Genomic DNA, 26,153 nt, shown 5'->3' on the forward strand with positions numbered 1-26,153 from the left:
TACACAGTGAACTTAAACCTTTTTAACTAAGATTTCATTATCAAGAGCGTACACTATTAGTTCATCATTTTCTACTACTTCCCCCGATAAAACTAATTTAGCTAAATTATTTTGAATACACTCTTGTATCACCCTTTTTAGGGGCCTTGCTCCATATTCAGGGTCATAGCCAGTTTGTGCTATTAGTTCTTTAGCTTCCTGCGACAAACTTATACTCAGTTTACGCTTAGCAAGTGTTTTTTGTAAATAAGAAAATTGAACATCTATAATTTTATAGATGTCATTTCTGGTTAAACTGTGAAATATAATAATTTCATCCAGTCTGTTTAAAAATTCTGGACGAAATGTTGATTTAATTATCTGCATTACCTCATCTTTTACAGACTCAGCAATCCCCTTTAGCATTATCTCAGCACCAAGATTAGAAGTTAAAATCAGTATGGTATTGCGAAAATCAATCAATTTGCCATGACTATCAGTGAGTCTCCCCTCATCCAAGATTTGCAGCAATAGATTAAATATATCTGGATTTGCCTTTTCTATCTCATCAAATAAGATTACCTGATATGGTCTTCTCCTCACTGCTTCAGTTAATCTGCCACCTTGTTCATAGCCAACATACCCTGGAGGCGCGCCAATTAACTTTGAAACAGAATGTTTTTCCATATATTCTGACATATCAAAACGCAAAAGCGCTGATTGATCGTCAAACAGAAATTCAGCAAGGGCTTTTGCCAATTCTGTTTTTCCAACTCCGGTTGGACCCAAGAATAAGAATGAACCAAAAGGTCGATTAGTATCTTGCACACCAGAGCGAGAGCGCCTAACTGCATTACTTATCGCTTCTATTGCATCTTTCTGCCCTATTACTCTTCTTCCTATTTCATTCTCCATGTTGAGAAGTTTTTCCTTTTCGCTGTGCATCATGTTATCAACTGGAATTCCTGTCCACTTTGAAACAATGTTTGCAATATCATCTCCAGTCACTTCTTTCTTTAAGAAACTATCAGTAACCTTTTCCTGATTTTTTAATTCATTCTCAAGCTGAGGAATCACACCATACATCAGCTCTCCTGCTCTTCCCAAATTCCCACTACGCTGAACTAATTCCAACTCTTTTCTAGCGTTATCTAATTTTTCGGCTGTTTCTTGTATTCTAGCTATTTTATTCTTTTCCATCTGCCATTTGCTGTTCAAGTCAGCAAATTTACTGTTTAGATTTTCGATCTCTTCATTTATCTTTTTTAAACGCTGTTTAGAATTTTCATCACTTTCTTTTTTTAAAGCCTCTGCTTCAATCTTTAGCTGTATAACCTTTCTCTCAAGTTCATCAATAACTTCAGGCTTGCTATCCATTTCAATTCTCACCCTACTTGCTGCTTCATCAATCAAATCAATTGCTTTATCAGGTAAAAACCTATCTGTTATATATCTATTGGACAACGTTGCAGCAGCAATTATTGCACCGTCTGTAATTCTTATACCATGATGCACCTCATATCTTTCCTTCAAACCCCTGAGTATTGAAATGGTATCAGTTTCAGTTGGTTGAGAAATAAACACAGGCTGGAAACGCCTTGCAAGCGCAGGATCTTTTTCTATATGCTGACGATATTCATCTAAAGTTGTGGCTCCTATACAGCGAATTTCTCCACGCGCAAGAGCAGGCTTCAGCAGATTCGAGGCATCCATTGCACCACTTGTTGCTCCTGCTCCAACTAAAGTGTGCAATTCATCGATGAATAATATAATTTTTCCCTCCGCTCTCGAAAGCTCATTAATCACTGCTTTTAACCTTTCTTCGAACTCTCCTCTAAACTTAGTCCCAGCAATTAATGCGCCAAGATCCAAGGCTAAGACTTTTGCATCATGCAAACCAAGTGGTACATCGTTTGCAACAATTCTATTTGCAAGCCCCTCAACTATTGCAGTTTTTCCAACACCAGGTTCACCGATCAGCACTGGATTATTTTTTGTCCGCCTCAGTGATACCTGCATAGTTCTTCTGATCTCTTCGTCACGACCAATTACAGGATCAAGCTTTCCTTGCATAGCAAGCTCTGTAACATCTTTTGTATATTTCTTTGCCGCGTTTAATTTTTCCTCACTGTTTGGCGAGTCCGCACTGCTGCCCTTTCTCATTTCTGCAACAACTGAGTTCAGTTTTTGTGGAGTCACACCATTCTCTGCCAGAATTTTGCCTACAGTATCATCTTTTTGTGCAGTGAGGCCCTGCAGTAAACGCTCAACAGCAACAAATGAATCTTTATTTCTCTTTGCAATACCAATTGAATCTTCAAAAACTTTTGCTATTTCTCTTGAAAGCTGAAGGCCACCATTTCCTGGACCTTCAATTACTGGCAACTTTTTTATTGCACTATCCACAGCATCGGAAATACTCTGCACATTTCCACCACAAGCGTTTATCAAATCCTGAACTAAACCTGATTCATCTTCAAGCATCACTTTTAGTAAATGCTCAGGCATAAAAATCTGATGCCCAGCTCCCAACGCTTTCATTTGAGCACTTTGAATTAGACTTTTTGCTTTTTCGGTAAATTTATTTAAGTCCATAACACCAGTTAAATTCGTATTTGCTGATGTATATAACAACTGATTTCATAAATTTAAACCTAAAGTTGTTTATTGTTAGGTATGAAATTTAAAACTTTCTTAAAAAAGGAACTATCATAGTAACCATACAAATATCTTGTATCTCAAGACCTTTGGTTTTTGTTGCTGAAAATGGTTGTATTATTTAAGTTATTAACAATATACAATACTAAGTTAATGTAATTTATTTGGAGATGACAGGAAAATTTATTGTAACTTTATATTCTAATACCAACTCTCATTGTTGGCCAGTCAAATAGGAGACATTGCAGAGTTGTTTAATTGTGGAGCTGGCAAGAGAAGTAATAAATTTGCACAAAGCACCCTCAAGCAGAGCAATTGTATCGTATATTTTATTGCGCAAAATGTTCTGTTTTATATATAACCAAAGCCTCTCAACAGGATTTAGCTCAGGTGAGTACGGAGGTAGGTATATAATATCGATATTTTTAGGTACCTTTAAATTTTTTGACCTATGCCAACTAGCACAATCCATAACAAGAAAAGCCTCTCGTGTTTCTAGATATTGCGACATCTGCTCAAGAAATATGTTCATGCAATCAGTGTTGACATTTGGTGCAAATAAGCTAGAACTCTCTCCATTTCTAGGATTAACCGCACTATAGAGATAGAAATTTTGCCTACCTAATTTTGTTTTAACCTGTGTTCTAATCCCCTTTTTAAACCACCCATGTCCAACCTTTGAATGTGTGCCAAACCGTGATTCATCAAAGAAAAATAGCTCTTTTTCTGGATACTTGCTAATAGCGCCATTGAGATTTTTTTTTGAATTCCTCTTGTTTGCTTTTATCTTGTCCATTATGAACTGGTCTTGGTGTAATATATGAGAATTTCATCTTTTGCATATAGCGGTGTACTGTAGATTTGCTGATATTTAATCTGAACTTTTCCTGGATTCTTATTCTCATTTCTTTAATGGTAATATTAGGATTTTCTTCTATCCACTCTTCAATTTGCTGTAGTTGAACCTGATTTAATTTAGTTTTTCTACGGCGTTGTGGAGGAGCAAACAGTTTTTCTTCTCTGCCAAATTTCAAGAGTTTTACCCACGAAGTTAGTGCGCTTCTTGAAATGCAATATATTTTTGCTACAGCCGTTATACTGTACTTTTTTGCTGCAATTACAGCATTTAGTTTTTTTGAAACATATGCATTATTCCTTACTTTCTTCAGCATTTCTTTTGCTGATTCTACTACTTTTTCATCCAATAATTTTGATCTTAATGCCATTTATACCTCAACTATTTTACTTACTTCATTATGGCTTTTCTTCCATCTTTGTCCATCTGTTTGCCGTGTAATGGGAATTGGTATAAGAGGTTGTCCACAAACCAAGGAATACGTAGTATATAAAGAAAGAATATTGAGGTAAGAGATGAGGAAAAAATATCCAACAGATTTAAGTAAAAGGGAGTGGGCAAGAATAGAAAAACACTTCAGAGTATCGTACAAGAAAGGAGGAAGGCCACCAAAATACAGTAAGTGTGAGATAGTAAATGCAATTCTTTATATACTGCGCACAGGATGTCAATGGCGCTATTTACCACACGATTTTCCGCCGTGGAAGGCTGTGCATGAACAGTTTAGAAGATGGAAAAAGCAGGGAATTTTTGAGAAAATGAACTATGATATCACTAAATATAGTAGGTCAAAAATGGGAAGAAATGAGGAGCCGAGCGCATGCATAGTGGACAGTCAATCGGTAAAAACCACGGAAAAAGGGGGGTCAAAGGTTATGATGGTGCGAAAAAGGTAAAGGGGAGAAAAAGACATATAATCACAGATACTCAAGGATTTGTGCTTGGTTGCTATGTAGGAGCTGCAAGCGAAAATGACAGAGATGGGGTGAAGATGGCATTGGACAATATGAAGGAAAAATACAGCAATATTAAGAAAATGTGGGCTGATATGGGATACCAAGGAAAAGATTTAAAGGATTACGTAAAGAGAGAATATGGGATAGATATTGAAATTGTCAAAAGGCCTCCATGTAGGTTTTGGGTGCATAAAGATACACCACTAGAACTATTGCCACAACGGGATCCTGGATTTTCAGTACAGCCGAGAAGGTGGGTGGTAGAGAGGACTTTTGCTTGGATCAATAGAAATAGAAGGCTATCAAAGGAGTACGATTTACTTACAACATCTACTGAAAGTTTCATATATCTGGCTATGAGTAAAGTTATGTTAAGTAGGGAATATGCTTGATTTACTGGTTTGTGGACAACCTCTAAATAGAATAAAGTTCTTTTGTTAGTATTGTCCTTTTTGTAAAAAATATTCCTAATTTCTTCATCATTTTTGTGGGTAAGGTCATCTGCTTCTCTACCTCAAGTGGTTAACAAAGTTTCTTGTCACGAGGGACCAAATGGAAATCTGCTCGTTTTCACGCGAATTAATGTTACAAATTCTATACATTTCGTTACAAAATGGCATTCGCTTTCTCCATTATCCTTTACCTGCATTTTCATCAGCGTTCCTTGCGGTTTGCTTGCCATATAGGCGGAAATACAGGCTTACCCTGTTCCTTCTGTCATACAACAGTGGGTTAGGTGACTTCTCTATACCGGTGATTTGCGTACATCCAGAAATGAAAAATGTCACATTACCTTTTGGTCGGAGCTTATCAGCATCTTTAGCTCTTTAATCGTTACGATACTTATGAAGCTTCACTTACGTTCACCATACCACTAAGCCTAGCTCTCCAACCACATGATGCTTGTAGTTTATGCTCCTTTCACGATTGAGCATCTTCTTTTTCAAGAGGAGGTTCATTGTCCGCATCGCTTGGCACCAACCGGTTACCCGATTCGCACTGATGCGTAGACTCAGATGGCAAAACATCTGGTTTAATAAGTTTTAGAACTCTTTTAGTTTCTTTCTGAAGGAATTCCTCTCCTTTTAAACAATATGACCGAAGACTTTCAGGTCGCACCATTTCAATAATTAGCTGGGTTCCAGCAGAATCAGTACAGAAAACATCAACAATACTTTGTTTTTTAGAGGCAATCTCAGCATCCATGATAGTGCTGAGAAATTCTATTTCTTCTATTTCATCTTTGCCAGCGAAGCCCAATATATCATTGAGAAAGTGAATGAGAATATCTTTATTTTTCTCAGTGCCAAATATTCTCTTGAACGCGAAATTGTTTTTTGGATCGAGAAATTTCGAAAAGGCCATAATTAAATACAATTAGGAGACGAATAATTATACACTATTTTTCGCAAATGTTCAACCTCTGATTACTCCTTATTCTTTGCCCTTCCTGCACGCTTACGTTCATTTGGATCAAGGAATTTCTTGCGTAAACGTATAGATTTTGGAGTTACTTCCACCAATTCATCATCATCTATATACGCTATCATATCCTCCAGTGTCATTATCTTTGGTGGAGTGAGCTTTATAGCTTCATCACTACCTGAAGCTCTTACGTTTGTTAATTGCTTACCCTTTAACACATTTATCTCCAAATCATTGTCACGGCTATGCTGGCCGACAACCATGCCACAATATACCTTATCCTGTGGCTTAATAAACATAATTCCCCTGTCTTGCAAATTGAAAATTGCATATGCCACAGCCTCACCCTTATCAGTGGAAATTAAAACTCCATTGCGCCTTCCAGAAATTGGACCTTTATGTGGAGCATAACTGTGAAATAAACGGTTGATTATGCCCGTACCCCGAGAATCAGTTAAAAACTCTCCTTGATAACCAATTAATCCTCTTGATGGCACTAAAAACGTTAATCTTGTCCTGCCATTACCAGAAGGTCTCATGTCAGTCACTTCACCTTTTCGGAAGCTGAGTTTTTCCATGATGATTCCACTATATTCATCATCTACATCAATTACTACTTCCTCTATAGGTTCAAGTTTTTTGCCATCTTCTTCCTTAAATAGCACTCGAGGGCGTGATACCGAAAGCTCAAAACCTTCTCTCCTCATATTTTCAATTAACACCCCAAGCTGTAGCTCACCACGTCCACCTACTTCAAACGCTTCACCGCTTGGTGCCAAAGTCACAGTAATTGCAACATTTGTTTCTGCCTCCGCGTATAAGCGATCCTTTATAGCAGTTGAGGTAAGCTTTGTACCTTCTTGTCCAGCAAAAGGCGAATCATTAACGCTTAGAGTAATCGCCATTGTCGGCGGATCAACTGGAGTTGAGCTTACTGCAGTTGTAACCTCTGGTGCTGCTATAGTGTCTGAAACTGAAGCTTCCTCAAGTCCTGCAATTGCAATTATGTCTCCCGCCACAGCTTGTTCTACTGGAATGCGTTTCAAGCCAGAAAATGAGAGCAACTTAGTTAATCTTCCTCGTTCAATTACTTTACCATCGAGGTCAAGCACCTTAAGATCTGAATTGACTTTTGCAACACCCTGATAAACCTTTCCTGTCAATATTCTGCCAAGAAACTTATCAGACTCAAGTAGAGTGACTAACATAGCAAAAGGTGCATTTTGATCATAAACAGAAGGTTTTATATAATCTATAACCGTTGAAAATAATGGGCTTAAATCTTTTCTTTCATCAGAAAGCTCCTTAGCACACCAGCCATTTCTACCTGAAGCATACAACACTGGAAAATCTAGCTGCTCGTTGGTTGCATCAAGGTTAAAAAATAACTCATATATTTCATTTAATACTTCATCAATTCTGCTGTCTGGTCGGTCGACCTTATTGATTATCACAATTGGCTTCAAATTTGCTTTTAGTGCTTTTGAGAGCACAAATTTTGTTTGTGGCATTGGACCTTCTGCAGCATCAACCAGCAGCAACACACCATCTGCCATGCACAATACCCTTTCTACTTCTCCACCAAAGTCTGCGTGCCCTGGCGTATCAATAATATTGATTTTTTCATCACTCCACATTATTGATGTGCATTTTGCAAGTATTGTAATGCCGCGTTCACGCTCTTGATCACCACTATCCATCACTCGTTCTTGAACTTCTTGATTCTCACGGAACGTGCCACTTTGTTTTAACATGTTATCAAGTAAAGTAGTTTTACCGTGGTCAACGTGTGCGATTATTGCTATATTACGGATCGATTTAAATTCGTTCATTTTCTATCATTTCAAAATTAATTTAGTAATAAGTATACATAAAATACACTTAGAGTAAATAACTAAAGCTGTGCTGTGCTTCCAAGATATTATAGGATTACTTTGTTAAATATTCTCTACTCCCAGGTTTTGTTATGGGTAGTTGTTTTAATTCACTTGGAAGTTCTTCCTCGCTGTAGTTTTTGATGTTCAGTTCAATCAAAGATATGACAGGAAAAGGCAGTTTCGTTTCACTATTTCTCTTTATCAAAGAAGCTTCAGCAACAACTTTACCTCCTTTCCCTTCTGCACATTCCACTGCTTCAAGTGAAGATTTGCCTGTGGTTATCACATCCTCGATAAGTAATATTTTTTCACCTTTTTTAATTTCAAATCCACGGCGTAATTCAAACTTGCCATTAACGCGCTCGCAAAACATTGTCCTTATTCCAAGCTGCCTGCCAATCTCATAACCCACAATTATTCCACCAATTGCAGGAGATAATATTAAATCTATGGAGCTATTTAATTCTTTTTTTATTTTATCTGCTAATAATGTGCAAACTTTCATGGCTCTGCTTGGATTTTCAAAAATCTTCGCACACTGTATGTATGTGTCACTATGCAGCCCGGATGATAAAACAAAATGCCCATGCAAAATTGCTTCTGCTTCTTTAAATTCTTTTATTATTAGGTTATTTTCGTCTAATATCATTTTTTAAGTTTCACTATTACATTCTTTATTAATTATCTGAGTTATGCAAATATCAGACCACACATTTATTGCAGTTTCAAACATATCGATGATTGTATAAATAGGCAAAATCAGTCCCATAATATGCAAAGGAACATTCATCGATACGAGATAACTGGTTGCCATAAAATAGCACCCCATAGGCACTCCAGCGTTACCAATTGCAGCCCCTGTAGCTAAAAAAATCCATATCAACATTTCGCTCAAGGAAAATGCGTATCCGTTCATTTCTGCAACAAACATTACAGTGATTAGTATAAATGCAGCACATGCATTCATATTAATTGTTGTGCATATTGGTAAAATAAAAGACGACAATTTCTTTGGCACCTTTAGCTTATTTTGCACACAATCTATGGTTGTGGGCAGCGTTGCACTGGATGACTTAGAGAAAAATGCGAGCGTCAACGCTGGCATAACCCCCCTTAGCGTTTGAATTGGTGATATGCCTTTATACCACATAAGTAGCGGTAAGATCAGAAACGCCTGCACAAAATTTGCAGACATTATGCAAATAAAATACCATAAAAGATTGTAGAACTCGCTACCACCTTTTAATTCATGCAAAAAACATGTGATAAAGGACCACACAGCAAGCGGAATGAATTTTAGTAACCCCTGAGCAATTTTAAGTAGCGTATCAAAAAGTGCAGAGAATATTTGATGTAATATATCCTGCTTTTCTTTTGAAAGTGAAATAATAGCTCCGCCCATCAAAAAAGCGATTAATATACTACCAATAACGTTATTCTCAAGAAAAACTTGCACAAAATTAGAAGGAATGAGTGATTTTAAATATGAAAAATAACTGTGGTTATTGCTGTTAACACTCCCTATTGTATTACTTATGAAATTTTTTCTTGCTGGATCTATTAACAAATAAAACGATAATGCAACAAACGCAGCTATAATAGTTGTAAGCAGAGTATAAAATAGTGTTTTCTTAACTAAGACTTTGATTTCAATTGAGTCCTTGAGCCCTGAAATTGTGGAAACTATTGATAGAAAAACCAGAGGTAAACTTATTAATTTGAGCAAGCTGATAAAGATATCACTAAATAGCTTTGCTATTTCAAATATAATCTCACTGTTTAAATAGTAAGCAACGATTGCAAGCAGTATAGAAAAGAGTATTGCAAACTTATGCATTGAAAATAAAACTTCAAAGTAACATTATACAATAATTTTGCTGTTTTGGAATCAGATTGATAGACAAAATAACTTTACAGATTAGGGAAAGATAAGAGGATGTGTTTATTCGGAGACAGTGTAAGATTTCTTAATTTAAATTTAGGTGCACTTAGCCCATTCTGGTGATAACAAATTGGAATAGATAAGATATGATAACTAACTCTTCTGTGAGTATACAGTTTTGCCGGACACAACAGTACGTACTACGTGTCCTTTTACTTTGCGACCATCGAAAGGGGAATTCTTTGATTTACTAGCAAAGTTGTCAGTTTTAATTTCCCATTCATGATTGAGGTCAACTAAAATTAAATCTGCAGCAAGGTTTTTTTGTATACGACCACGTGGTATGTGTATTATATCTGCAGGCTTATATGTCAATTTTGCGAGCACATCAAGTAGACCCATTTGCCCACTGTGGTAAAGTTCAAGTGAAAGGGGCAGCATTGTTTCAAGGCCAACAATACCAAATGCAGCATTTTCAAGTGGAAGATCTTTAGAATTACGATCATGCGGAGCGTGATCGGTTGCAATGCAATCAATCACACCTGTCCTTAAACCTTCAATCATAGCTAAACGATCTTCTTCAGTGCGAAGCGGCGGATTCATTTTTGCAATTGCTCCATGTTGTTTTACTATATCTTCAGTCAAAGTGAAGTGATGAGGGGTTACTTCGCACGTAACATTTAATCCCAAATCTTTTGCACGTTTAATAGCATCAAGTGAATCTTTTGAAGAGACATGTAGAATATGGTAGTGCACATTTTCCATATCTTTCATGAGCAGTATATCGCGACTTACCATAACCGATTCTGACGCACTTAAGATCCCCTTTACTCCCAATTCTTCAGAAATTTTACCTTCGTTGATTGCACCACCTGCTGATAAATTTAAATCTTCTGCATGTTGAGCAATAGGAACACCCAGCATACTTGAATAAAGCAGCGCCTGTCTCATAATCATTGGGTTCATAACTGGCATGCCATCATCGGTGAACCCAACCGCACCTGCTTCCTTTAAAAGTGCCATTTCAGTCAACTTTTCTTCCGAAGTGGTGATTTTAGCGTAAAATTCAACGTTTACATGTGAAGTTTCAAGCGCTCTATATTTCAAATATTTAGCCAAAACAACGCTATCAATTGCTGGAACAGTGTTTGGCTGACAAACTACAGTTGTAACTCCCCCCGCAGCTGCAGATTTGCTGCCTGTATATATAGTTTCTTTATGTTCCTGACCTGGTTCACGAAAATGTACGTGAATGTCAATAAGGCCTGGCATTAGAACAAGCCCTTTACAGTCTATTGTTTCATCGACCCCACTTGTTGAAAATAATGATTCGCCAAAATCAACAATTTTATCCCCTTCAGTCAATAGCGAACCTTTTATATCAAGTTTAGTTTCTGGGTCGATAATACGAGCATTAGTATACGCAATTTTATAGCCTTCCTTTTGCCCTGTTTGTAACAAATTCCAAGTCTGTGTCATTATATTTGAGTATCGATTATGCAATAAATCTAAAGTTTTTTTAATAAAACACAACCAAATTAAAACACAGACTAAGAGCTGTCTTGAATTAAAATTATCCCAAAAACCCCGCCCTTATAACCTAGTTAGCTCAGTTTTAACGTTAATGTGTGAAACTCTTAGCTCTGTTGGAGGATTTTCCAGTTGAATATCTAGCTCATTCTGCATGTTCGATAAACAAATTAAAGCTGAATCAAAATCTTCATCGAACTGTTTTGCTTCATGTATACCATCGATTATTTCCTCTAATTCTTCCACATCATCCATTTCTTGCGGCGCACTTTTTAATATCGCTTTTATTTGGTTTAAGTTTTGACGAATTTTCTCCTGATATCCAACAATTCTCTCTTGATATATATCAATCATTTTTTGACATGCGTTGCCTCTAAATGGATGTTCTTTTTTCTCTTTTATGTAAGAACTTTGAAAGTCTTTACAGTTAAGGATTGCTTCTCTATGTTTTTTTATGTCATTAATTGCGCTGATTATCGACTTATCTATTTTCTTTAAATTTTCTTCCCGTTCTTCTCTTTTAATTATACTTTTGGATTCATTTTTTATCTGGTTCATTTTGTCATACAGGTTTCTGCATCCTTTGTAAGATGCCATTGGTTGTAATATTCCTTCTTCTACACCTTTATTGTAAAAATTCTTCAACTCATCACTTGATAGTATTGTTATAGCATCTTCCCTTTTACTCTGTGATTTAGGATACTTTTTATTCAATAAACTAACATGATTTAACAAGAAATCTTTAACTAGCTCTTCCTTTTTAACTTCAGCTAATTTTTCTAGTGTTTCTATATATTTTAGAACTTCCGCAAAGAGCTGTCCACCAGATGGAGCAAATCCTTGAAGTGGTTTACTCTGAGCTTTATAAAAATCGGTTTGTAAAAAATCTTCAGCTTGTTTTTTTATTACTGAAAGTTCATTAAAGGCTTTTTCTGGATTGATTTTTCTCAAAATACTAATAGCTTCTCTAATCGCTTTTTCTCTCTTTTTATCACCTTGTTTTTCATTTAATATTAGACGTTCAGCTTTGGTAAAAGCATCACCGCGATCACTCTTTGCAATGTTACAAACGATGCTTTTTACAACTTTTTCGGTTGCTGCATAATCTATTTCTTTTGCAAAGCAGTCAACAAATGATTGCCAAACTTTTTTATTAACAAGCTTACTTGTCTTGTTTTCAAAATCTTCTATATCTTTGAATCCCAAAATAGTATAGAGATTTTTTTCGATTATTGGTTCGGCATGTTGTTTTGCCACTTTACCTTTTATATTAAATGGAAATTTACTAATCTTAGTTGTACCCACAATGTTACCTCAATATTAACGCTATCTATAAAAGTATAAAGATTTAATATTTAATTTTTAATTAATGCCAGACAGCTAACTATGGGAGCATTATGCTATAGCTGACCCAAGAAAGATTTCCCTACGTCATACCGCGATTCATTCGCGGTATAGATTCCGCTAACGAGTAGCGGAATGACGAATTTGTTGTTTTTCAAATTGTAGGTAAACCTAAGCCACTTTAGCTATAGCATCAATAGCAAGTGTCAATTAACACTTTAACTTCTTACTTGTCATCAGTAATATTGTTTATATAAAAACTATAATTTTTTATGCCTGAACTTGGGAATATATTGCTATTGCTAGCCTGCTTATTGTCTTTGACATATTTGTTTTTACCGCTTAGTTCTTGTCGGTTTATTACCACTGCCATATTTTTTTGTGTATCAGCGTCAATGGCTATTTTGATCTACTGCCACATTACAAATGATTTTTCACTTGAAAACGTATACTACCACTCACACACAACAAAACCTTTGATCTACAAGATTTGTGGTGTTTGGGGAAACAAAGAAGGGTCCATGTTGCTTTGGACCTTAGTGCTTGTCATGTATTTATTACTAATGGATATTTATATACCTTCTGTCATCCCAGTTTCCCCCTCTGTCATCCCAGTCTCTTCTTCTGTCATCCCAGTCTCTTCTTCTGTCATCCCAGTCTCTTCTTCTGTCATCCCAGTGCCCAGACACTGGGATCCAGACAATTTAATTGCAAATGAGTACATCAAATGGCAGTGTAATAAAAACTGGATTCCAGTGTCAAGCACTGGAATGACACCAGAACGAACTAATGGTAGTAAATTAAAAAAAATATCTCTTATCACTCATGGGCTGATTTGCTTTTGTTTTTTGCTGTTCACTTTAATTGAATCCAGCCCCTTCACTAAAATGCCAGGCATTGAAACAGATGGACTGGGTTTTAATCCGATATTGCAAGATATAGGCCTTGCTATTCATCCACCGATATTATATTTGGGGTACCTTGGGTTTAGCGTTCCTTTTTCGCTCTCTATAGCTGGATTAATTGCAAAAGTTGAAGGAAATGTTTGGGCTAAAATTGTCAGGCCTTGGGTACTTATTTCTTGGTCGCTGCTCACTTTGGGCATCAGCTTAGGTAGCTGGTGGGCATATCGCGAACTTGGGTGGGGTGGATTTTGGTTTTGGGATCCAGTGGAAAACGTTTCTTTGATGCCGTGGCTAATTGCAGTAGCGCTGACACATTTGTTGCTCGTGGTACGGAATTTCAATGTTTTAAAGAACTTTGCTATTTTACTTACGCTTACAACTTTTATATTGAGTGTGACTGGAACATTTCTAGTCCGCTCAGGAATACTCACCTCAGTGCACACGTTTGCAGATGATCCAAGGTATGGACTGTATATATTAGCGCTACTTGGTGTAATTACAGTCAGTAGCTTAGTAATATTTGTAGTATTTACGAGAAAAAATCACACGTCTGCGATGTCATTCCAATGCTTGACACTGGAATCTGAAAAGAAACCTGCTACTCAAGTGACAGAGGGTAGAAGATTCTTTTCACGCCTTACGATGATGCTGATGAACAATTTATTATTCATCACTGCCTTTTTCATTGTGTTCGTTGGCACTTTATACCCTACAGTGCTCGAATATTTAACCGGTGAATTAATTTCAGTTGGAGCACCATATTACAATTCTTTATTTAATCCTATTGCACTGGCTATTCTAGTGCTCACCATGATAGGGCAATACTGCAGTTGGCAGGGAAATAGTCTATTGCCAATATTCCGCGAATATAGATTTTCATTCTGCAGTGCTGCAGCTATTTTGCCGTTTATCTTTCACATGGAGCTAATAATTGTGCTATCAATTACTATCTCCATAGCATTATTAATCTTTGTTTTAGAAGCATACAGTAAAAGAATTCGTTTATTTAAGAGCGAATCAATTTTATTAGCAAAAAAAGTTTCTAAATCCTACTATGCAATGATGGCAGCTCATGCTGGAGTGGCAATTCTAGTGCTTGGTATAGCATATTCGGTTGGTTGGCAGGAGAAAAAAGAAAATTACTTAAAAATAGGGGATAGCATAACAGTCAATAAATTTAAAGTTACTTTACGCAATATTGAGCTAATAAAAGAAAAAAATTTCCATGCAGTGAGGGGTACAATGGATATCAGGAATTTGCTGAATAATAAGATATTAGGTGAAGTAACTCCTGAATATAGATTTTACCTTGCGGAAGGTCAGAAAAATGTTGAAAGCAGTATCTACCACAATTTGCTTTCTGATATTTATGTTGTAATTGGAGAGATTGATAAGAGTAAGAGCAAAATCGCAGCCAAAGTGCACTATAAACCTGGAATGTCTATAATCTGGCTTGGATCCTTTCTTATCGCTTTTGGTTCGCTCCTTGCTGCTTTTCCTTTTAGTAAACGGGCGAAGGTTGTCTAGCTGTCGTGGATTTATTAACAACGCTCCTAGGTCCAGAGTGCAATATATGAGAAATTACCGGGCTATAGATACTGATTTGCAAAGGTTAGAACCAAAGAAAGTTATATTTTTTTATTGACAGACCTATATATTACGATATTCACTAAGGGATTAGTGAGTGATGGTTATACAATATGAATGGTGAGGTATCAGGCAAGGAAGAAGTTATGCACACTCCTTACAGCGATTTGTGTCAAAATCTTGAAAGTAATGCACAAACTCCTCTACAGCACTCCGATGATTCTTGTACAAGTGATAACAGTAATAATCATAGGTCAGGTGATTCAGATTCAGAAGAAGGTGATGGCCATGATTCAGGTATTAGTTCCGATGATGAGGATGACCGGACAACTTATACAGCAGTACAATTAACTAATGATTCTCTTGATAGCCAAAGATATACAGGAATATGCATTCCAACACCAACTGATGGTTGGGTAGGTGAAAATAATCATCAGACTGGTTTATCAGGTAATTTGCCAAACGGAAGTAATAATCCACAAATTTTTGAAAGTACTGATTCAGTACAGCTAGATAGTATTGTTTTTAGCAATCTAATTCAGCTTTCCTTGATTAGTCAAGAGCATAATTCTACCTGCAATGATCATGTAATTTGTGATTCAGGTCACAATTCTGACGATGAGGATCAGATTCCAGAGGACTTTCCTTCAAGGAAACGAGTACGATCGATTGAAATTGATCAGTTTGAACCGTTGTACAAGAAGAGGAAAATAGAAGCACAAAATAATCAAAAATATACAGAAAATGTATGTAATCCAACAAATGGTGGTTTGTTAGGTGAAAGTGATAATCAACAGATTTCTGAAGATACAGAAATAACTTCTGATTGTAATCCAGATGATTCAGATCCAAAAGGGAACGAGGGCTATGGTTCAGATGGTTCTTGTGAAAGTAAAGAAAATTTGACAAAGGGCGCTGGTGGTAGTAATCAGACTTTTGAAGGTGAACAGAAAAGCTCAGAATTTCCGAAAGTTAACAATTGGTCAGATAGTGATGGGAACTCAGAAGATAGTTCTGACTGTGGTGATGATGATGTTGGTCATTATGATACAGATTGTGGTAAACGCTACAGTCATCTGAGTTTTCATGATGAAAACACAAACATAATAAAAAAAGATTCTTTTTCTTTAGCCCAAATAGAACTGAATAAAGCAGAAGAGGAAAAGTATGAAAGTATTTGGCAAGAAATGGACAAAATCCTTAGTAGTTCACGTGAAGTTGGTCTATGTGAAGATGATATTGAGGAGTTGAAAGGGAGACTTGATGAAGTTATAAGCCAAGCACTGGAACAAGGAATTATGTTCACTTTTCCATATAAAGACGGCGAGTCCTTTGTAGACCATATAATTAATACAATACAAGCACTATATTGGGTCGATTCTACTGAGAATTTTAGACTTCTAGAGGAGAAAAAGATATTACAAGTAATATCGGAGGGTGCAACTTTAAATAGATTTACTAAAGAGAATCACGATAATTATGTAAATTGTATTTACAGAGAAAAAGAGATTTTAAGTCAAAGGAATAAAAATATTTTAGGACTTAATAATTTAGCATATGAAAGTATTGTAAACAAAAGCAAGCAGACTCAAAATGTATTAGGAGTAGACAAGGATAATAGATATTTTTGTATAGAGTACTCGCAAGATAGTATTGTTGAAGTTGCAGAAATCCTAAACAATGAAAAAGCCAAAGACTTAAATTTAAGAGTTGGCATACTCAAAATTGGAGAAAGTATAGTAAGAGTTGAAAATGTAGAAGAAATAGGGGGAAAAAGAAATTACATGGATGTCTCAAAAGGTGGTATTGAAATGTCTTTTACTACTGAGGTAGGAAAGATAAGTGTTTATCTAAGTCCTAGTGAGAAAGGCAGCAATAAAATAAAAGTGGAGATTGATGGGGAAAACAGAGCAAGGCTTAATGAGTTAAAAGATAAGGGAAAAAGTTTAGGGGAAAACTGTCTTTTAGGAGGAAAAAGTGTTGAGGAAGCTATAGAGCACGAAAGTTTTGAAAGGTATGGCAGTGTACCTAACACTGCTATGAAGGAACCTAGCTTAGATTGCGTTGCTAACATAACAAGGGGGGGATAAGCTTGCAGAGATAAAATGATGGGCCAAATTGGCAGTATTTCGCTTTTGTAATGTACTTCAAAATGGTAGTATGCAAGCTAGATAGAACTTAATTGACAGACAAGAATTAACTGATGGAAAAATTGACATAATCAAACAATCACAGAATAAACTAGTGAATTTTTTGAAAAGTATATAAAATTCAAGTTTAAGTAAATAGCATGGCACTTAGACTCATTCCAGATAACCTCAATATCAAGTTTAGTAAATATAGAAATTTGACAGCACTCGTTAGCATTATTCTTATCATCTTTTCAATGCTCATTGTTGTACTGCGTGGAGTGAACTTAGGCATAGACTTTGCAGGCGGAATTTTGATAGAGATAAAATCTTCAGATGAGAATCACTCTATTCTCGATGCATTAAAAGAAAATGGTTTTACAGTGCAGAGTTCAAAAGCGGGTGATAATTTAGTCATGCGTTTTAAAGATGAAGGAGATGAAGATAAAATCAAAAAGATAAAAAGCATACTAGAAGAAAAGCTGGGGAGCTCAATAAGCTATCGTAAAATAGACTATGTTGGCCCACAAATAAGCTCAACACAAATATTTGAAGGAATGTTATCCATGTTGATCGCGATTGTTGGAATATTTTTTTACGTTTGGTTTAGATTTAATTGGCAATGTGGATTCAGTGGAATAACAGCACTGATTCATGACGTGATTTTAACTGTTGGTTTTATTAGCCTAACTGGCATTGAGTTTAATATTTCATCAGTTGCAGCTCTCCTCACTGTCATTGGTTATTCAATCAATAACTCAGTAATTATATATGATCGGATTCGAGAGTATCGCAGGAGTGGTAAAAGTGGGCGGATGAGTGAGGTAGTAGATGCAAGTATCAACGCTACATTATTTCGCACTATATTAACTTCTGGTACAACCCTTCTTGCTGCTCTTCCTTTGGTATTAATCTGCACAGATGCAGTGAAAGACTTCAGCTTGATCATTTTTTTTGGTATTTTGATTGGCACTTGTTCTGCAATATTTATTTCTGCTCCTATATTGACCTACAGAGCTTTGATAAGTAGATTGTAGAAGTGTTTAGTCGCGGTATAATATCAACTTATTATCTCTTATAGTGAAATGAAAATACCTTAAAAAGCTCATTCCAAGTAGTGAATGAGACATAGAATGAGTGTTAACGCTTGCCTGTACATCATTAATCAAAAAATTTCCTATTTTAACTTGAGGTATTTGAACCACTCCAGCTTTTATTTGACCTTTCGCAGTTTCATATATTTTAAAATCCTGAACATTTTGTAAGTTAATACCAACATGTAATGCGTCTTTTTGTGATAGAACAATATCGGTTGCTCCAGTATCAAGCAAAAACGTTATATTGCGATCATTGACTTGAGCCTGAATATAAAATTGTCCATCATATGACTTCGTAAATTCAATACTTCCACTATTCTGACCGCTATTTTGAATTCTTCCTTTATATGGTAAAAAAGTACTGAGAAATCTGTCGCTTAGTTTGTCCCTTTGTGAATCAATAAGCATTGCAGTAGTGGCTATTATTAGCAACCAAATAACTAGATTTTTCACCGCGTTCATATTGTTAAAATTTGAAGCTATTAAAATAAATTTTAAAGATCAGCGTTAAAAGTTATTATTAAAAATAAGTAAATTTCATTGTTTTAGTACAATATTTAGTATACACTTTAAGAAGATATGTTTGATTTAATTTCATGTCAGAAGCAAAAAGTTTAATTTTGGCAGCTATCCTTTCCATGTTAATCATGGTGTCTTGGCGTATTATTTATGATAATTTTTTTAGTACAAACCAAAATCAGCCATTGATTGAAAATATTGAACATATCGAATCTTTTAACGACCTTGCTCCTATAATACACCAAAATCGTTCTGAAATTATTAATTCTACTCGAGAACAGAGGGTTAGTTTAACCAATAACATGATTAAAGGATCAATTTCTCTGAAAGGTGCAAGGTTTGATGACTTAATTTTAACTAATTACCACTTAGAACCGAATTCTTCTTCTCCACAAGTGGTGTTACTGTCACCTGCAGAATCAAAAGATGTATATTTCGCAGAATTTGGGTGGCTCGATCCGAATAACAAGATTAAAGTTCCAGATTCTAAAGCAGTCTGGCGAGCAGATAAACTTAATCAAAAAGAGGTCAATTTATCTTGGGACAATGAGAATGGCATTTTATTTAGAATGAAAATTAACCTCGACGATAATTACATGTTTAAAGTTGAGCAAGTTGTTGAAAATAATACAAAGGATAATGTAGTTTTGGTTCCTTATGGTAAAATCAACCGTAAACGTGATAATATTAATGAGTCTTATTGGATATCACATGAGGGAGTACTGGGTGCATTTGATAATAAACTGGAGGAGTGGACGTATAAGGATATCTCCAAGAAACATTTAATAAAAGCAAATACAAGTGAAAAAAATTGGTTTGGTTTTGCTGATAAATACTGGCTCACAGCCATCATACCTGAAAAATCTGATAAAATAAATGTAAGCATTAAACATACTAACGCTAATGATATTGATAAATTTCAAGTAGATTTTGTTAAGTCTTATAAGAGTATACTTCCTGGTGCAAGCACTTCTAATGTGAATTATTTTTTTGCTGGAGCAAAAAAGTTGAATTTACTGGATTCTTATAAGGATACTCTCAATATACCTTTGTTTGATAAAGCTGTAGATTTTGGTGTTCTTTACTTTATAACTAAACCAGTGTTTTTACTGCTTGAATACTTTAACTTCGTTTTAAAGAATTTTGGCTTAGCAATATTATTGCTGACTTTAGTAATCAAACTTTTGATGCTTCCCTTATCTAATAGATCATATGTTTCAATGTTCAAGGTGAAAAGCTTGCAGCCTGAGCTAACTCGTGTAAAAGAGTTGTATAAAAATGACAGCTTAAAGCAGCATAAAGAGACAATTGCATTGTTTAAGAGAAACAACGTAAATCCAATGTCGAGCATTTTTCCCATGCTAATACAAATACCGGTATTTTTTGCTCTATATAAAGTATTATTTGTTACTATAGAGATGAGGCATGCTCCTTTTTTTTTATGGATTAAGGATCTTTCAGCTCCTGACCCAACGAACATCTTTACATTATTTGGGTTGTTTAATTATAACTTTCCTATTTCTATAGGCATTTTACCTATAATTTTCGGTGCCACCATGATAATTCAGCAGAAGCTAAGTGAGAAAGATCAAACCAGTAAAGATGATATTCAAGTAAATGTTATGAAGTTTTTACCTTACATTTCTGTCTTTATTTTTTCTTCTTTTCCTGCCGGCCTGGTAATATATTGGATATTTAGTAATATTATAACTCTAATTCAACAGTCATTAATAAAGTTGTTTTTAACAAAAAAAGTGGTAGTAAATGTCGAGAATACTAATAGTTAATTCGATTTATTATACTGAAATAGCGAACCTTTTGCTTGAAGGTGCAATTGATAAATTAAAAGGCAGTAATGCCAGTTACGATGTAGTTGAGGTTCCTGGTACATTTGAGATACCAGCTACAATTCTTTTTGCAGTCAAGAGTGGGCATACTAATTATGATGGTTATTTAGCTCTTGGGTGCGTAATTCGCGGTGAAACCGATCATTATCAATATGTTTGTAAAGGAGTAATTGAAGGCTTAAATGAGGTTGTTATGCATTATGCAATACCCCTTGGTATGGGTGTAATTACCGCTGACAGCAAAGATAAAGCACTAGTTAGAGCTGATAAAAACAAAAAGAACGTTGGTGGCCATGCAGCCTCAACTGTTTTGCGTATGATAGATTTACACAATAAATTAAAATAATGGAGGAAAAACCAGTAGATAAAAAGTGGCGCATAAAAAGAAGCACGGCAAGATTTCTTGCTGTACAAATTGCTTATTCAAATATTTTCGTAGGTTACAACAAAAGCACTTTTAAACTGGAAAATTGTGAGCTTAAGGACTACATAAATAAGTTGAAAGATATATTTGAATGTGAAGAATTTGAACATCAGTTCTTAGAAAACTTGTTATATAAGGTTATAAAAAGCAGTGAAGAATATGATAAAATAATAGAGTCTTATTTACACCCAAGTTGGTCCCTTTCACGGTTAAATCTTATAAGCTTATCTATTTTGCGTGTTGCAATATGTGAGTTAGCTAATTGTGATACGCCAGTTCCAGTTGTCATTAATGAATATACTAACATTGCATCTGATTTACTTGATAAACCAAGCGAAATTGGTTTTATTAATGGGTTATTGGATAAGGCAAAAGATGCAGTTAAATTAAATAAAAATCCTTAGCAATTATAGCCAGCAAGCACAAGGTGTCATCCGAGTAGCTGCTGTATGAACATTGTCTACCAGATCCCAGTGCTTGACACTGGAATCCAGAAAAATTGATTGTGCACTATACAACATTTTCGATCAAAAGCTGGATCCCAGTGTCAGCTACTTGGATGACAAGAAAGGGAGCACTGGAATGACATTATCTGTTGTGCAATTTACCTTCAAAAATGAATGTTTGTACAGTTATAGCATTTCTTATAATAGTCCGAACAGGTCATAGGAAGGCAGAATCAACAGCACGACGAAAGGATTCGAATAGAGGAATGTTTTTCCTGGCTCTGTTTTTTATAGCAAACCAATGATGCTCAATTTTGTTGAAATCTGGAGAATAAGGCGGCAGATACAAAATTTCTGCACCAACCCCTTTAGCAAGCTCGATAATCTTATCAGACTTATGAAAAGTAGCATTGTCAAGAATGACAGTCTGTCCAGGTTCCAAGATCGGTGTCAAAAATTGCTCAAACCATCCATTAAAAACATCCATATTACAGTGGCCTTCAAAGGTTAACGGAACAACTATCTTTCTTCCACTTAAGGCTGCAACCATACTGATTCGTTGAGTTTTCTTTCCAGATTTTAAGGCATAAAACCGCTGTCCTTTCTGGCAATATCCGTAGGGGTAGTCTTCGGTGTTATCAATGCCAGACTCATCTATATACACTAAGTTTTTAGGTTCTTTTGTCGCTATAATTTTCAAAAATTCAGCACGTTTTTCTTCGTTTCTTTCCTTGTATCCATATGTCTTTTTTTGCGCGTAAATCCAATTTTTTTAAGGGCTCGATAGATCGTTTGGATACTAACGTTGTTCCAAAGTTTAGCCATTTCCGATAGAGTCTTTCCTCCGTGTTCTCTGGCAAATTTAGCAAAGGTATCCCAGTCGGTAATTTTGTGATTGTAACCCCCATTTCCAAGTTTTTTTGATTGAAAGTCTCCTGTTTCTTTTCTTCTTTGCTGCCACTCCCATAAAGTAGTTCGTCCAATCTTAAATCTTGCTGCCACTGTTTCTCTGCTTTCTCCTTCGTCTAGCGCTTCCATTGCTTTTTTTCTTAAATCATAACTATATGCTGCTGGCATTCAACCTCCTTATCATCATCTACCCTTATCCTATCACATCCGGACTTTTATGGAAAGAGCTATATGTGTCAAGCACTGGGATGACAAGAAAGGGAACACTGGAATTTTCGTTTCAGCATTAGCCATGCATCTAAACAGATACGTTGCCTTGAGAATCGCAACATCCATGCAGTTATGTGCGTAACACTAAAAATCAAAAAAAACAAAGAGGCAGACTTAATCTACCTCTTTTATTTCACTTGGCTATACTGTCTGTTGTTGAGAAGCAACTTGTTCAACAGAAATAAGTTGGCCTAAATAAGTGTTAACCTCTTTAGCACCATCTTTGTCTAAACCTAATGTTTTACTCCACTTTGTTTCATTTACTGCCTCGAACTTACCTTCATCGTTTTTCTCTTTTAGTGAATCTATCTTGAAGAGTAAAGTATTGCCTAGCGTCTTGGTAAGCTGATCAATATCAACAATAATACGGTAGTTCTTGCCTTCTAAGCTGAAGTCTATATAATGTTTATCCTTTTCTACCTTACCTTCTTCATCTTTAACTTGGTTATTCCTTGCAATTTCCCTAAATGCGTCTTTTGTTACTAGCAACCCATCCTTAATAACCTTCAGAGCTTTCAACTCAGATATTTCGTTATTTTTGCTGATAGCATATATTGCTAAATAAGTCAGCGCAGCAGCAACAAATGCTAAAACGCCCATTCCAAGTGGTGTAGCTGCAAAAGCTGCTAGCTTGCAAGTTGAAGGCCTCCAAAGCGGTGTTGAAAGTATTGCTAATCCACCATAACGTATATAGCAGTAAATGCAACAAATACAGTGTTTGCTTTGTGGAGCTGGCCACAATGATTTTTGAAAGTTAGCATAAACGACTTCATTTAATAAAATATTAATATGCTTAAATTGTGTATAAAAGAACTGTCATAGTCAAGCTTTTTCGTAAGCTACCTGCCGCTTGAGCCAAAGCCCCCTGCATTGCGACCGGTTTCTTCTGCGCAGAATTCTTCTCTGTCATCCCAAATTACCTGAGATACCGGAGAAATAAGGATTTGTGCGATTCTATCTCCTCTTTTTATTTCGTATGGTTGATTACTTAGATTAATTAGGCAAATTTTAACCTCACCTCGATAATCAGAGTCTATAGTGCCCGGAGAGTTTAAGACAGTGATTCCATGTTTTGCAGCAAGACCAGAACGTGGGCGTACTTGCCCCTCAAAACCGTTTGGTATTGCAATCACAATTCCAGTTGGAACAAGTAATCTCTCAAGTGGATTTAAAACAGCAGAGTCATTCAATGCAGCATAAAGATCCATACCAGCACTTTGCACAGTTGCATAACATGGAAGAGACAAGTCTTCTCCGTGTGATAATCTTTTTATTTCTACTTTAATTTTACTTCTTTGCACTCCAATTTACCATCTATGAAGACTCAATTATAGCATGTAAATTGTATCTGCAAAAGTGATAAATGTAAATGATGTCATTCCAGCGCAGCCATAAAAATTCCTTGACAAACTCCGCCAGCCCCCTTATCATGAAACTGAAGCTATTGTATTTGCTTTCGCCAATCTGCAGATTAAAAGGTAAGGATTACTTAATGTATCGGCGTCTTATGTTCAATTTTTTGCAGTATATAGATACTGTATGTCTTTACAAAACTTCATCTACATCTAGATTTTTATCTAAATAAGCTGAACGCGCTTATAAAGCGTTACAAGACATCAAAAAATGCCAATACTCGACAGAGATAGTAAAAGACTAGCTAACTCGGGGATTCTTTGTCTTTTTTTCTGCTTGGTAAATTTCTTAAACATTTGCAGCATAGGTTAGTTGCAATTAAAAGCAGCTAAATCTTGCTTGTCAAGCGTTTAAAACATAAAAAACGCCAATATTTTAAAGCGGATAATAACCACGGGGCTTCTTTTGCCTTTTTTTTGTTTGGTAAATTTCTTAATATTTATGGCTAAACGACAACCGTCATCCCGCTGCTTGTTAGCGGGATCTGAGATACCGCGAATGAATCGCGGTATGACGTAGATTGCTGTCATTCCAGTGTCAGCTACTTGAATGACACCCTCTTGGTATTCGTGTAGTTGCAAGCAGTATAGCTATAAATCACTCACAATCGATATGCTTGAATTACTCTCAGTAAATAAATCAAGCATAATGTTAGGTATTCTACCATCAACTATGTGAACAACTCCAGCACATTCCTCCGCCATTTTAACGTATGCCATAAGCCTTTCAATAAATTTTTCCCCTTTAATTTTCCCACAATCAATCGATGCATTTAAATTTTTAACAGATATCTTCCTGCCACCAATTTTATCTATTTCTTCATCTGTGTCACTCAAGATTATCATTTTAGATGCAGAAACTGCGATTGCGATTGCGCTTGCAGTGCTATCGGCATCAATATGATATGTTTCCCCATCTTTTCCATGACCAATTGGTGCAATAACTGGTATAAAATCTGATTCTTCAATAAAAAATAATATATCAGGATTGATTTCAGTGGGTCTACCGATGAACCCCATGTCTAATATCTTTTCGATATTATTTGATCTATCTTCTCTAAGCGTAGCGGTTATTTTTTCGGCTTTAATTAAGTTACCATCTTTTCCACATAATCCAATAGCTGAACCACCAGCAGAATTTATATGCTGAACAATTTTTTTATTAACTGAGCCACACAGTGCCATTTCAATGATTTTCATAGTGTCTCTGTCTGTAAGTCTGATACCATTCACAAATTTACTGTCCATACCCAGCACTTTTAACACCGAGTTAATTTCATATTCTCCGTCATGAATTATTACCGGATTTATACCAAGCTGCTTCAACAAGACAACATTATGCACAAAAGTGTTAAATAGTGTTTCATCTAAGATTATTGTACCACCGCATTTAATGACAAAAGTCTCGCCTACAAAGCTAGGTATATTAGATAGCACTTCAAATAATATTTCTGCTTTTTGTTCAAATGATACCTCACCCTTTAAGAATTCACTACTCTTCATTTTTTTATCTTGTAAACTTGAAAAACTCATCTCTTACCTTGGTTATTTTATGCTTAACACGGATGCTCATTTGATGAATTGACACATTCTCATTATTAATCCATCTTTGAATATCTTCTATAACAGCACCTAAGCTTTTTTGACTTACTTTATCTATTTTTGTTAGCACAACGTTAAAGTTAATGTTATTATATATTAACCAATAAATGAAGTCTTTGTCTATTTCTTTTAATCCTACCTTGCTATCTATCAACACAAACACTCTTCTTAGATTTCTTCTTTGAATTAGATAATACTCAATTAAGTTTAAATATTGTATAATTTCCTCCTTACCTGCATGAGAATAACCATACCCTGGTAGGTCAACAAGCCTGAACTTATCATTGTACATAGAGTAAAAATTTATTTGTCTAGTGCATCCAGGTTTAGAGGAAACTCTGGCAGCTTTTTTGCTGTTTATCAGTAAGTTAATCAGACTGGATTTTCCTACATTTGATCTACCAGCAAACGCAATCTCTGGAGCCGACTCATTTGGTAATGATTTTATGTCCAAAGCTCCAAATATGAAATTGCAGTTTGATGTTATCTGTTTTGCCAT

21 protein-coding genes and 1 pseudogene are annotated in these 26,153 nt (G+C 35.7%); 8 read left to right on the plus strand and 14 right to left on the minus strand.

Features of this window, described 5'->3' with window-relative positions; all coding sequences use genetic code 11:
- Window positions 1-12: 12 nt before the first annotated feature.
- Both clpB and OOK89_RS03175 read right to left on the minus strand, forming a co-directional pair.
- The gene (gene clpB, locus OOK89_RS03170; protein ID WP_264719290.1) at window positions 13-2,574 is read right to left on the minus strand and encodes an ATP-dependent chaperone ClpB; all 2,562 of its coding nucleotides are present in this window, start codon (window positions 2,572-2,574) and stop codon (window positions 13-15) included.
- A gap of 277 nt (window positions 2,575-2,851) precedes the next feature.
- Window positions 2,852-3,863 (minus strand): IS630 family transposase gene (locus tag OOK89_RS03175; RefSeq protein ID WP_094745768.1). Its coding sequence is split into 2 segments (ribosomal slippage): window positions 2,852-3,400 and window positions 3,402-3,863, totalling 1,011 coding nucleotides; the frame shifts between segments, so codons are not numbered across the junction.
- Window positions 3,864-4,008: 145 nt separating this feature from the next.
- Here OOK89_RS03175 and OOK89_RS03180 point away from each other — a divergent pair.
- Window positions 4,009-4,841, plus strand: a protein-coding gene (locus tag OOK89_RS03180; protein WP_264718686.1) for an IS5 family transposase whose coding sequence is annotated in 2 segments (ribosomal slippage) — window positions 4,009-4,375 and window positions 4,375-4,841 — 834 coding nt in all. Because the reading frame shifts where the segments join, the coding sequence is not laid out codon by codon here.
- Between the two features lie 727 nt (window positions 4,842-5,568).
- On the opposite strand, the pseudogene OOK89_RS06340 reads toward OOK89_RS03180, so the two are convergent.
- From OOK89_RS06340 to OOK89_RS03210, 6 genes and pseudogenes are all read right to left on the minus strand, one after another.
- A pseudogene (locus OOK89_RS06340) lies at window positions 5,569-5,814 on the minus strand (PD-(D/E)XK nuclease family transposase); the annotation flags it as partial.
- A gap of 62 nt (window positions 5,815-5,876) precedes the next feature.
- Window positions 5,877-7,706 (minus strand): translational GTPase TypA, encoded by a 1,830-nt coding sequence (typA, locus tag OOK89_RS03190; protein ID WP_264719291.1) that lies wholly within the window; start codon window positions 7,704-7,706, stop codon window positions 5,877-5,879.
- A 97-nt stretch (window positions 7,707-7,803) separates the two neighbouring features.
- Window positions 7,804-8,400, minus strand: a complete 597-nt coding sequence (gene pyrE, locus OOK89_RS03195) for an orotate phosphoribosyltransferase (RefSeq protein WP_264718660.1) — start codon at window positions 8,398-8,400, stop codon at window positions 7,804-7,806.
- Window positions 8,401-8,403: 3 nt separating this feature from the next.
- The gene (locus tag OOK89_RS03200) at window positions 8,404-9,588 is read right to left on the minus strand and encodes a dicarboxylate/amino acid:cation symporter (protein WP_264718662.1); all 1,185 of its coding nucleotides are present in this window, start codon (window positions 9,586-9,588) and stop codon (window positions 8,404-8,406) included.
- A gap of 198 nt (window positions 9,589-9,786) precedes the next feature.
- Window positions 9,787-11,112 (minus strand): dihydroorotase, encoded by a 1,326-nt coding sequence (locus OOK89_RS03205; protein ID WP_264718663.1) that lies wholly within the window; start codon window positions 11,110-11,112, stop codon window positions 9,787-9,789.
- A 114-nt stretch (window positions 11,113-11,226) separates the two neighbouring features.
- A complete protein-coding gene (locus OOK89_RS03210) occupies window positions 11,227-12,468 on the minus strand; it encodes a hypothetical protein (RefSeq protein ID WP_264718664.1) in 1,242 nt (413 codons plus the stop codon).
- Window positions 12,469-12,779: 311 nt separating this feature from the next.
- On the opposite strand from OOK89_RS03210, the gene OOK89_RS03215 reads away from it, so the two are divergent.
- The 3 genes from OOK89_RS03215 (at window position 12,780) to secF (ending at window position 18,165) form a co-directional block, all read left to right on the plus strand.
- The gene (locus OOK89_RS03215; protein WP_264718666.1) at window positions 12,780-14,939 is read left to right on the plus strand and encodes a heme lyase CcmF/NrfE family subunit; all 2,160 of its coding nucleotides are present in this window, start codon (window positions 12,780-12,782) and stop codon (window positions 14,937-14,939) included.
- A gap of 173 nt (window positions 14,940-15,112) precedes the next feature.
- Window positions 15,113-17,089, plus strand: coding sequence for a hypothetical protein (locus tag OOK89_RS03220; RefSeq protein WP_264718668.1), 1,977 nt, complete (start codon window positions 15,113-15,115; stop codon window positions 17,087-17,089).
- Between the two features lie 200 nt (window positions 17,090-17,289).
- Complete coding sequence (gene secF, locus OOK89_RS03225) at window positions 17,290-18,165, plus strand: protein translocase subunit SecF (RefSeq protein WP_264718669.1); 876 nt, start codon at window positions 17,290-17,292, stop codon at window positions 18,163-18,165.
- Between the two features lie 6 nt (window positions 18,166-18,171).
- Here the strand turns inward: secF and OOK89_RS03230 are convergent, their stop codons facing one another.
- On the minus strand, window positions 18,172-18,687 hold the full coding sequence (locus OOK89_RS03230) for a TIGR02281 family clan AA aspartic protease (protein WP_264718670.1): 516 nt from the start codon (window positions 18,685-18,687) through the stop codon (window positions 18,172-18,174).
- 134 nt (window positions 18,688-18,821) lie between these two features.
- Here OOK89_RS03230 and yidC point away from each other — a divergent pair, with 134 nt between their 5' ends.
- From yidC to OOK89_RS06525, 4 genes are read left to right on the plus strand one after another with little or no spacing between them, the layout of a single operon-like run.
- On the plus strand, window positions 18,822-20,531 hold the full coding sequence (yidC, locus tag OOK89_RS03235) for a membrane protein insertase YidC (RefSeq protein ID WP_264718672.1): 1,710 nt from the start codon (window positions 18,822-18,824) through the stop codon (window positions 20,529-20,531).
- Window positions 20,509-20,937, plus strand: coding sequence for a 6,7-dimethyl-8-ribityllumazine synthase (locus OOK89_RS03240; RefSeq protein ID WP_006279647.1), 429 nt, complete (start codon window positions 20,509-20,511; stop codon window positions 20,935-20,937). The genes yidC and OOK89_RS03240 overlap by 23 nt, the downstream gene beginning before the upstream one ends.
- Complete coding sequence (nusB, locus tag OOK89_RS03245; protein ID WP_007549265.1) at window positions 20,937-21,419, plus strand: transcription antitermination factor NusB; 483 nt, start codon at window positions 20,937-20,939, stop codon at window positions 21,417-21,419. Before OOK89_RS03240 ends, nusB begins: the two co-directional genes overlap by 1 nt.
- Before the next feature lie 52 nt (window positions 21,420-21,471).
- Entirely contained in the window at window positions 21,472-21,684 is a 213-nt protein-coding gene (locus tag OOK89_RS06525; RefSeq protein WP_264718673.1) for a hypothetical protein, read from the plus strand.
- Here OOK89_RS06525 and OOK89_RS03255 read toward each other — a convergent pair.
- From OOK89_RS03255 to yihA, 5 genes are all read right to left on the minus strand, one after another.
- A protein-coding gene (locus OOK89_RS03255) for an IS630 family transposase (RefSeq protein WP_264705388.1) occupies window positions 21,679-22,538 on the minus strand; the annotation gives its coding sequence in 2 pieces (ribosomal slippage) (window positions 21,679-22,214 and window positions 22,214-22,538; 861 coding nt in all). The genes OOK89_RS06525 and OOK89_RS03255 overlap by 6 nt on opposite strands.
- A 243-nt stretch (window positions 22,539-22,781) precedes the next feature.
- A complete protein-coding gene (locus tag OOK89_RS03260; protein ID WP_264718675.1) occupies window positions 22,782-23,381 on the minus strand; it encodes a hypothetical protein in 600 nt (199 codons plus the stop codon).
- Between the two features lie 98 nt (window positions 23,382-23,479).
- A complete protein-coding gene (gene dut / locus OOK89_RS03265) occupies window positions 23,480-23,941 on the minus strand; it encodes a dUTP diphosphatase (protein WP_012673099.1) in 462 nt (153 codons plus the stop codon).
- Between the two features lie 702 nt (window positions 23,942-24,643).
- Window positions 24,644-25,555 carry an acetylglutamate kinase gene (argB, locus tag OOK89_RS03270; RefSeq protein WP_182309211.1) on the minus strand — a complete coding sequence of 304 codons (912 nt, stop codon included), beginning with the start codon at window positions 25,553-25,555 and terminating at the stop codon, window positions 24,644-24,646.
- A gap of 4 nt (window positions 25,556-25,559) precedes the next feature.
- Window positions 25,560-26,153 carry a ribosome biogenesis GTP-binding protein YihA/YsxC gene (yihA, locus tag OOK89_RS03275; protein WP_264718677.1) on the minus strand — a complete coding sequence of 198 codons (594 nt, stop codon included), beginning with the start codon at window positions 26,151-26,153 and terminating at the stop codon, window positions 25,560-25,562.

This window comes from Wolbachia endosymbiont (group A) of Lasioglossum morio (assembly GCF_947250585.1).
In the GTDB taxonomy this organism is placed as follows: Bacteria; Pseudomonadota; Alphaproteobacteria; order Rickettsiales; family Anaplasmataceae; genus Wolbachia; species Wolbachia pipientis.

Excerpts from the sequence above, each read along its gene's own strand:
- OOK89_RS03220 (WP_264718668.1), top strand. The coding sequence starts at position 15,113 with ATGAATGGTGAGGTATCAGGCAAGGAAGAAGTTATGCACACTCCTTAC.
- argB (WP_182309211.1), bottom strand. The coding sequence starts at position 25,555 with ATGAAGAGTAGTGAATTCTTAAAGGGTGAGGTATCATTTGAACAAAAA.
- OOK89_RS03215 (WP_264718666.1), top strand. The coding sequence starts at position 12,780 with ATGCCTGAACTTGGGAATATATTGCTATTGCTAGCCTGCTTATTGTCT.
- secF (WP_264718669.1), top strand. The coding sequence starts at position 17,290 with ATGGCACTTAGACTCATTCCAGATAACCTCAATATCAAGTTTAGTAAA.
- pyrE (WP_264718660.1), bottom strand. The coding sequence starts at position 8,400 with ATGATATTAGACGAAAATAACCTAATAATAAAAGAATTTAAAGAAGCA.
- OOK89_RS03240 (WP_006279647.1), top strand. The coding sequence starts at position 20,509 with ATGTCGAGAATACTAATAGTTAATTCGATTTATTATACTGAAATAGCG.
- nusB (WP_007549265.1), top strand. The coding sequence starts at position 20,937 with ATGGAGGAAAAACCAGTAGATAAAAAGTGGCGCATAAAAAGAAGCACG.
- yihA (WP_264718677.1), bottom strand. The coding sequence starts at position 26,153 with ATGGCAAAACAGATAACATCAAACTGCAATTTCATATTTGGAGCTTTG.
- clpB (WP_264719290.1), bottom strand. The coding sequence starts at position 2,574 with ATGGACTTAAATAAATTTACCGAAAAAGCAAAAAGTCTAATTCAAAGT.
- OOK89_RS03230 (WP_264718670.1), bottom strand. The coding sequence starts at position 18,687 with ATGAACGCGGTGAAAAATCTAGTTATTTGGTTGCTAATAATAGCCACT.
- OOK89_RS03200 (WP_264718662.1), bottom strand. The coding sequence starts at position 9,588 with ATGCATAAGTTTGCAATACTCTTTTCTATACTGCTTGCAATCGTTGCT.
- OOK89_RS03205 (WP_264718663.1), bottom strand. The coding sequence starts at position 11,112 with ATGACACAGACTTGGAATTTGTTACAAACAGGGCAAAAGGAAGGCTAT.
- yidC (WP_264718672.1), top strand. The coding sequence starts at position 18,822 with ATGTCAGAAGCAAAAAGTTTAATTTTGGCAGCTATCCTTTCCATGTTA.
- typA (WP_264719291.1), bottom strand. The coding sequence starts at position 7,706 with ATGAACGAATTTAAATCGATCCGTAATATAGCAATAATCGCACACGTT.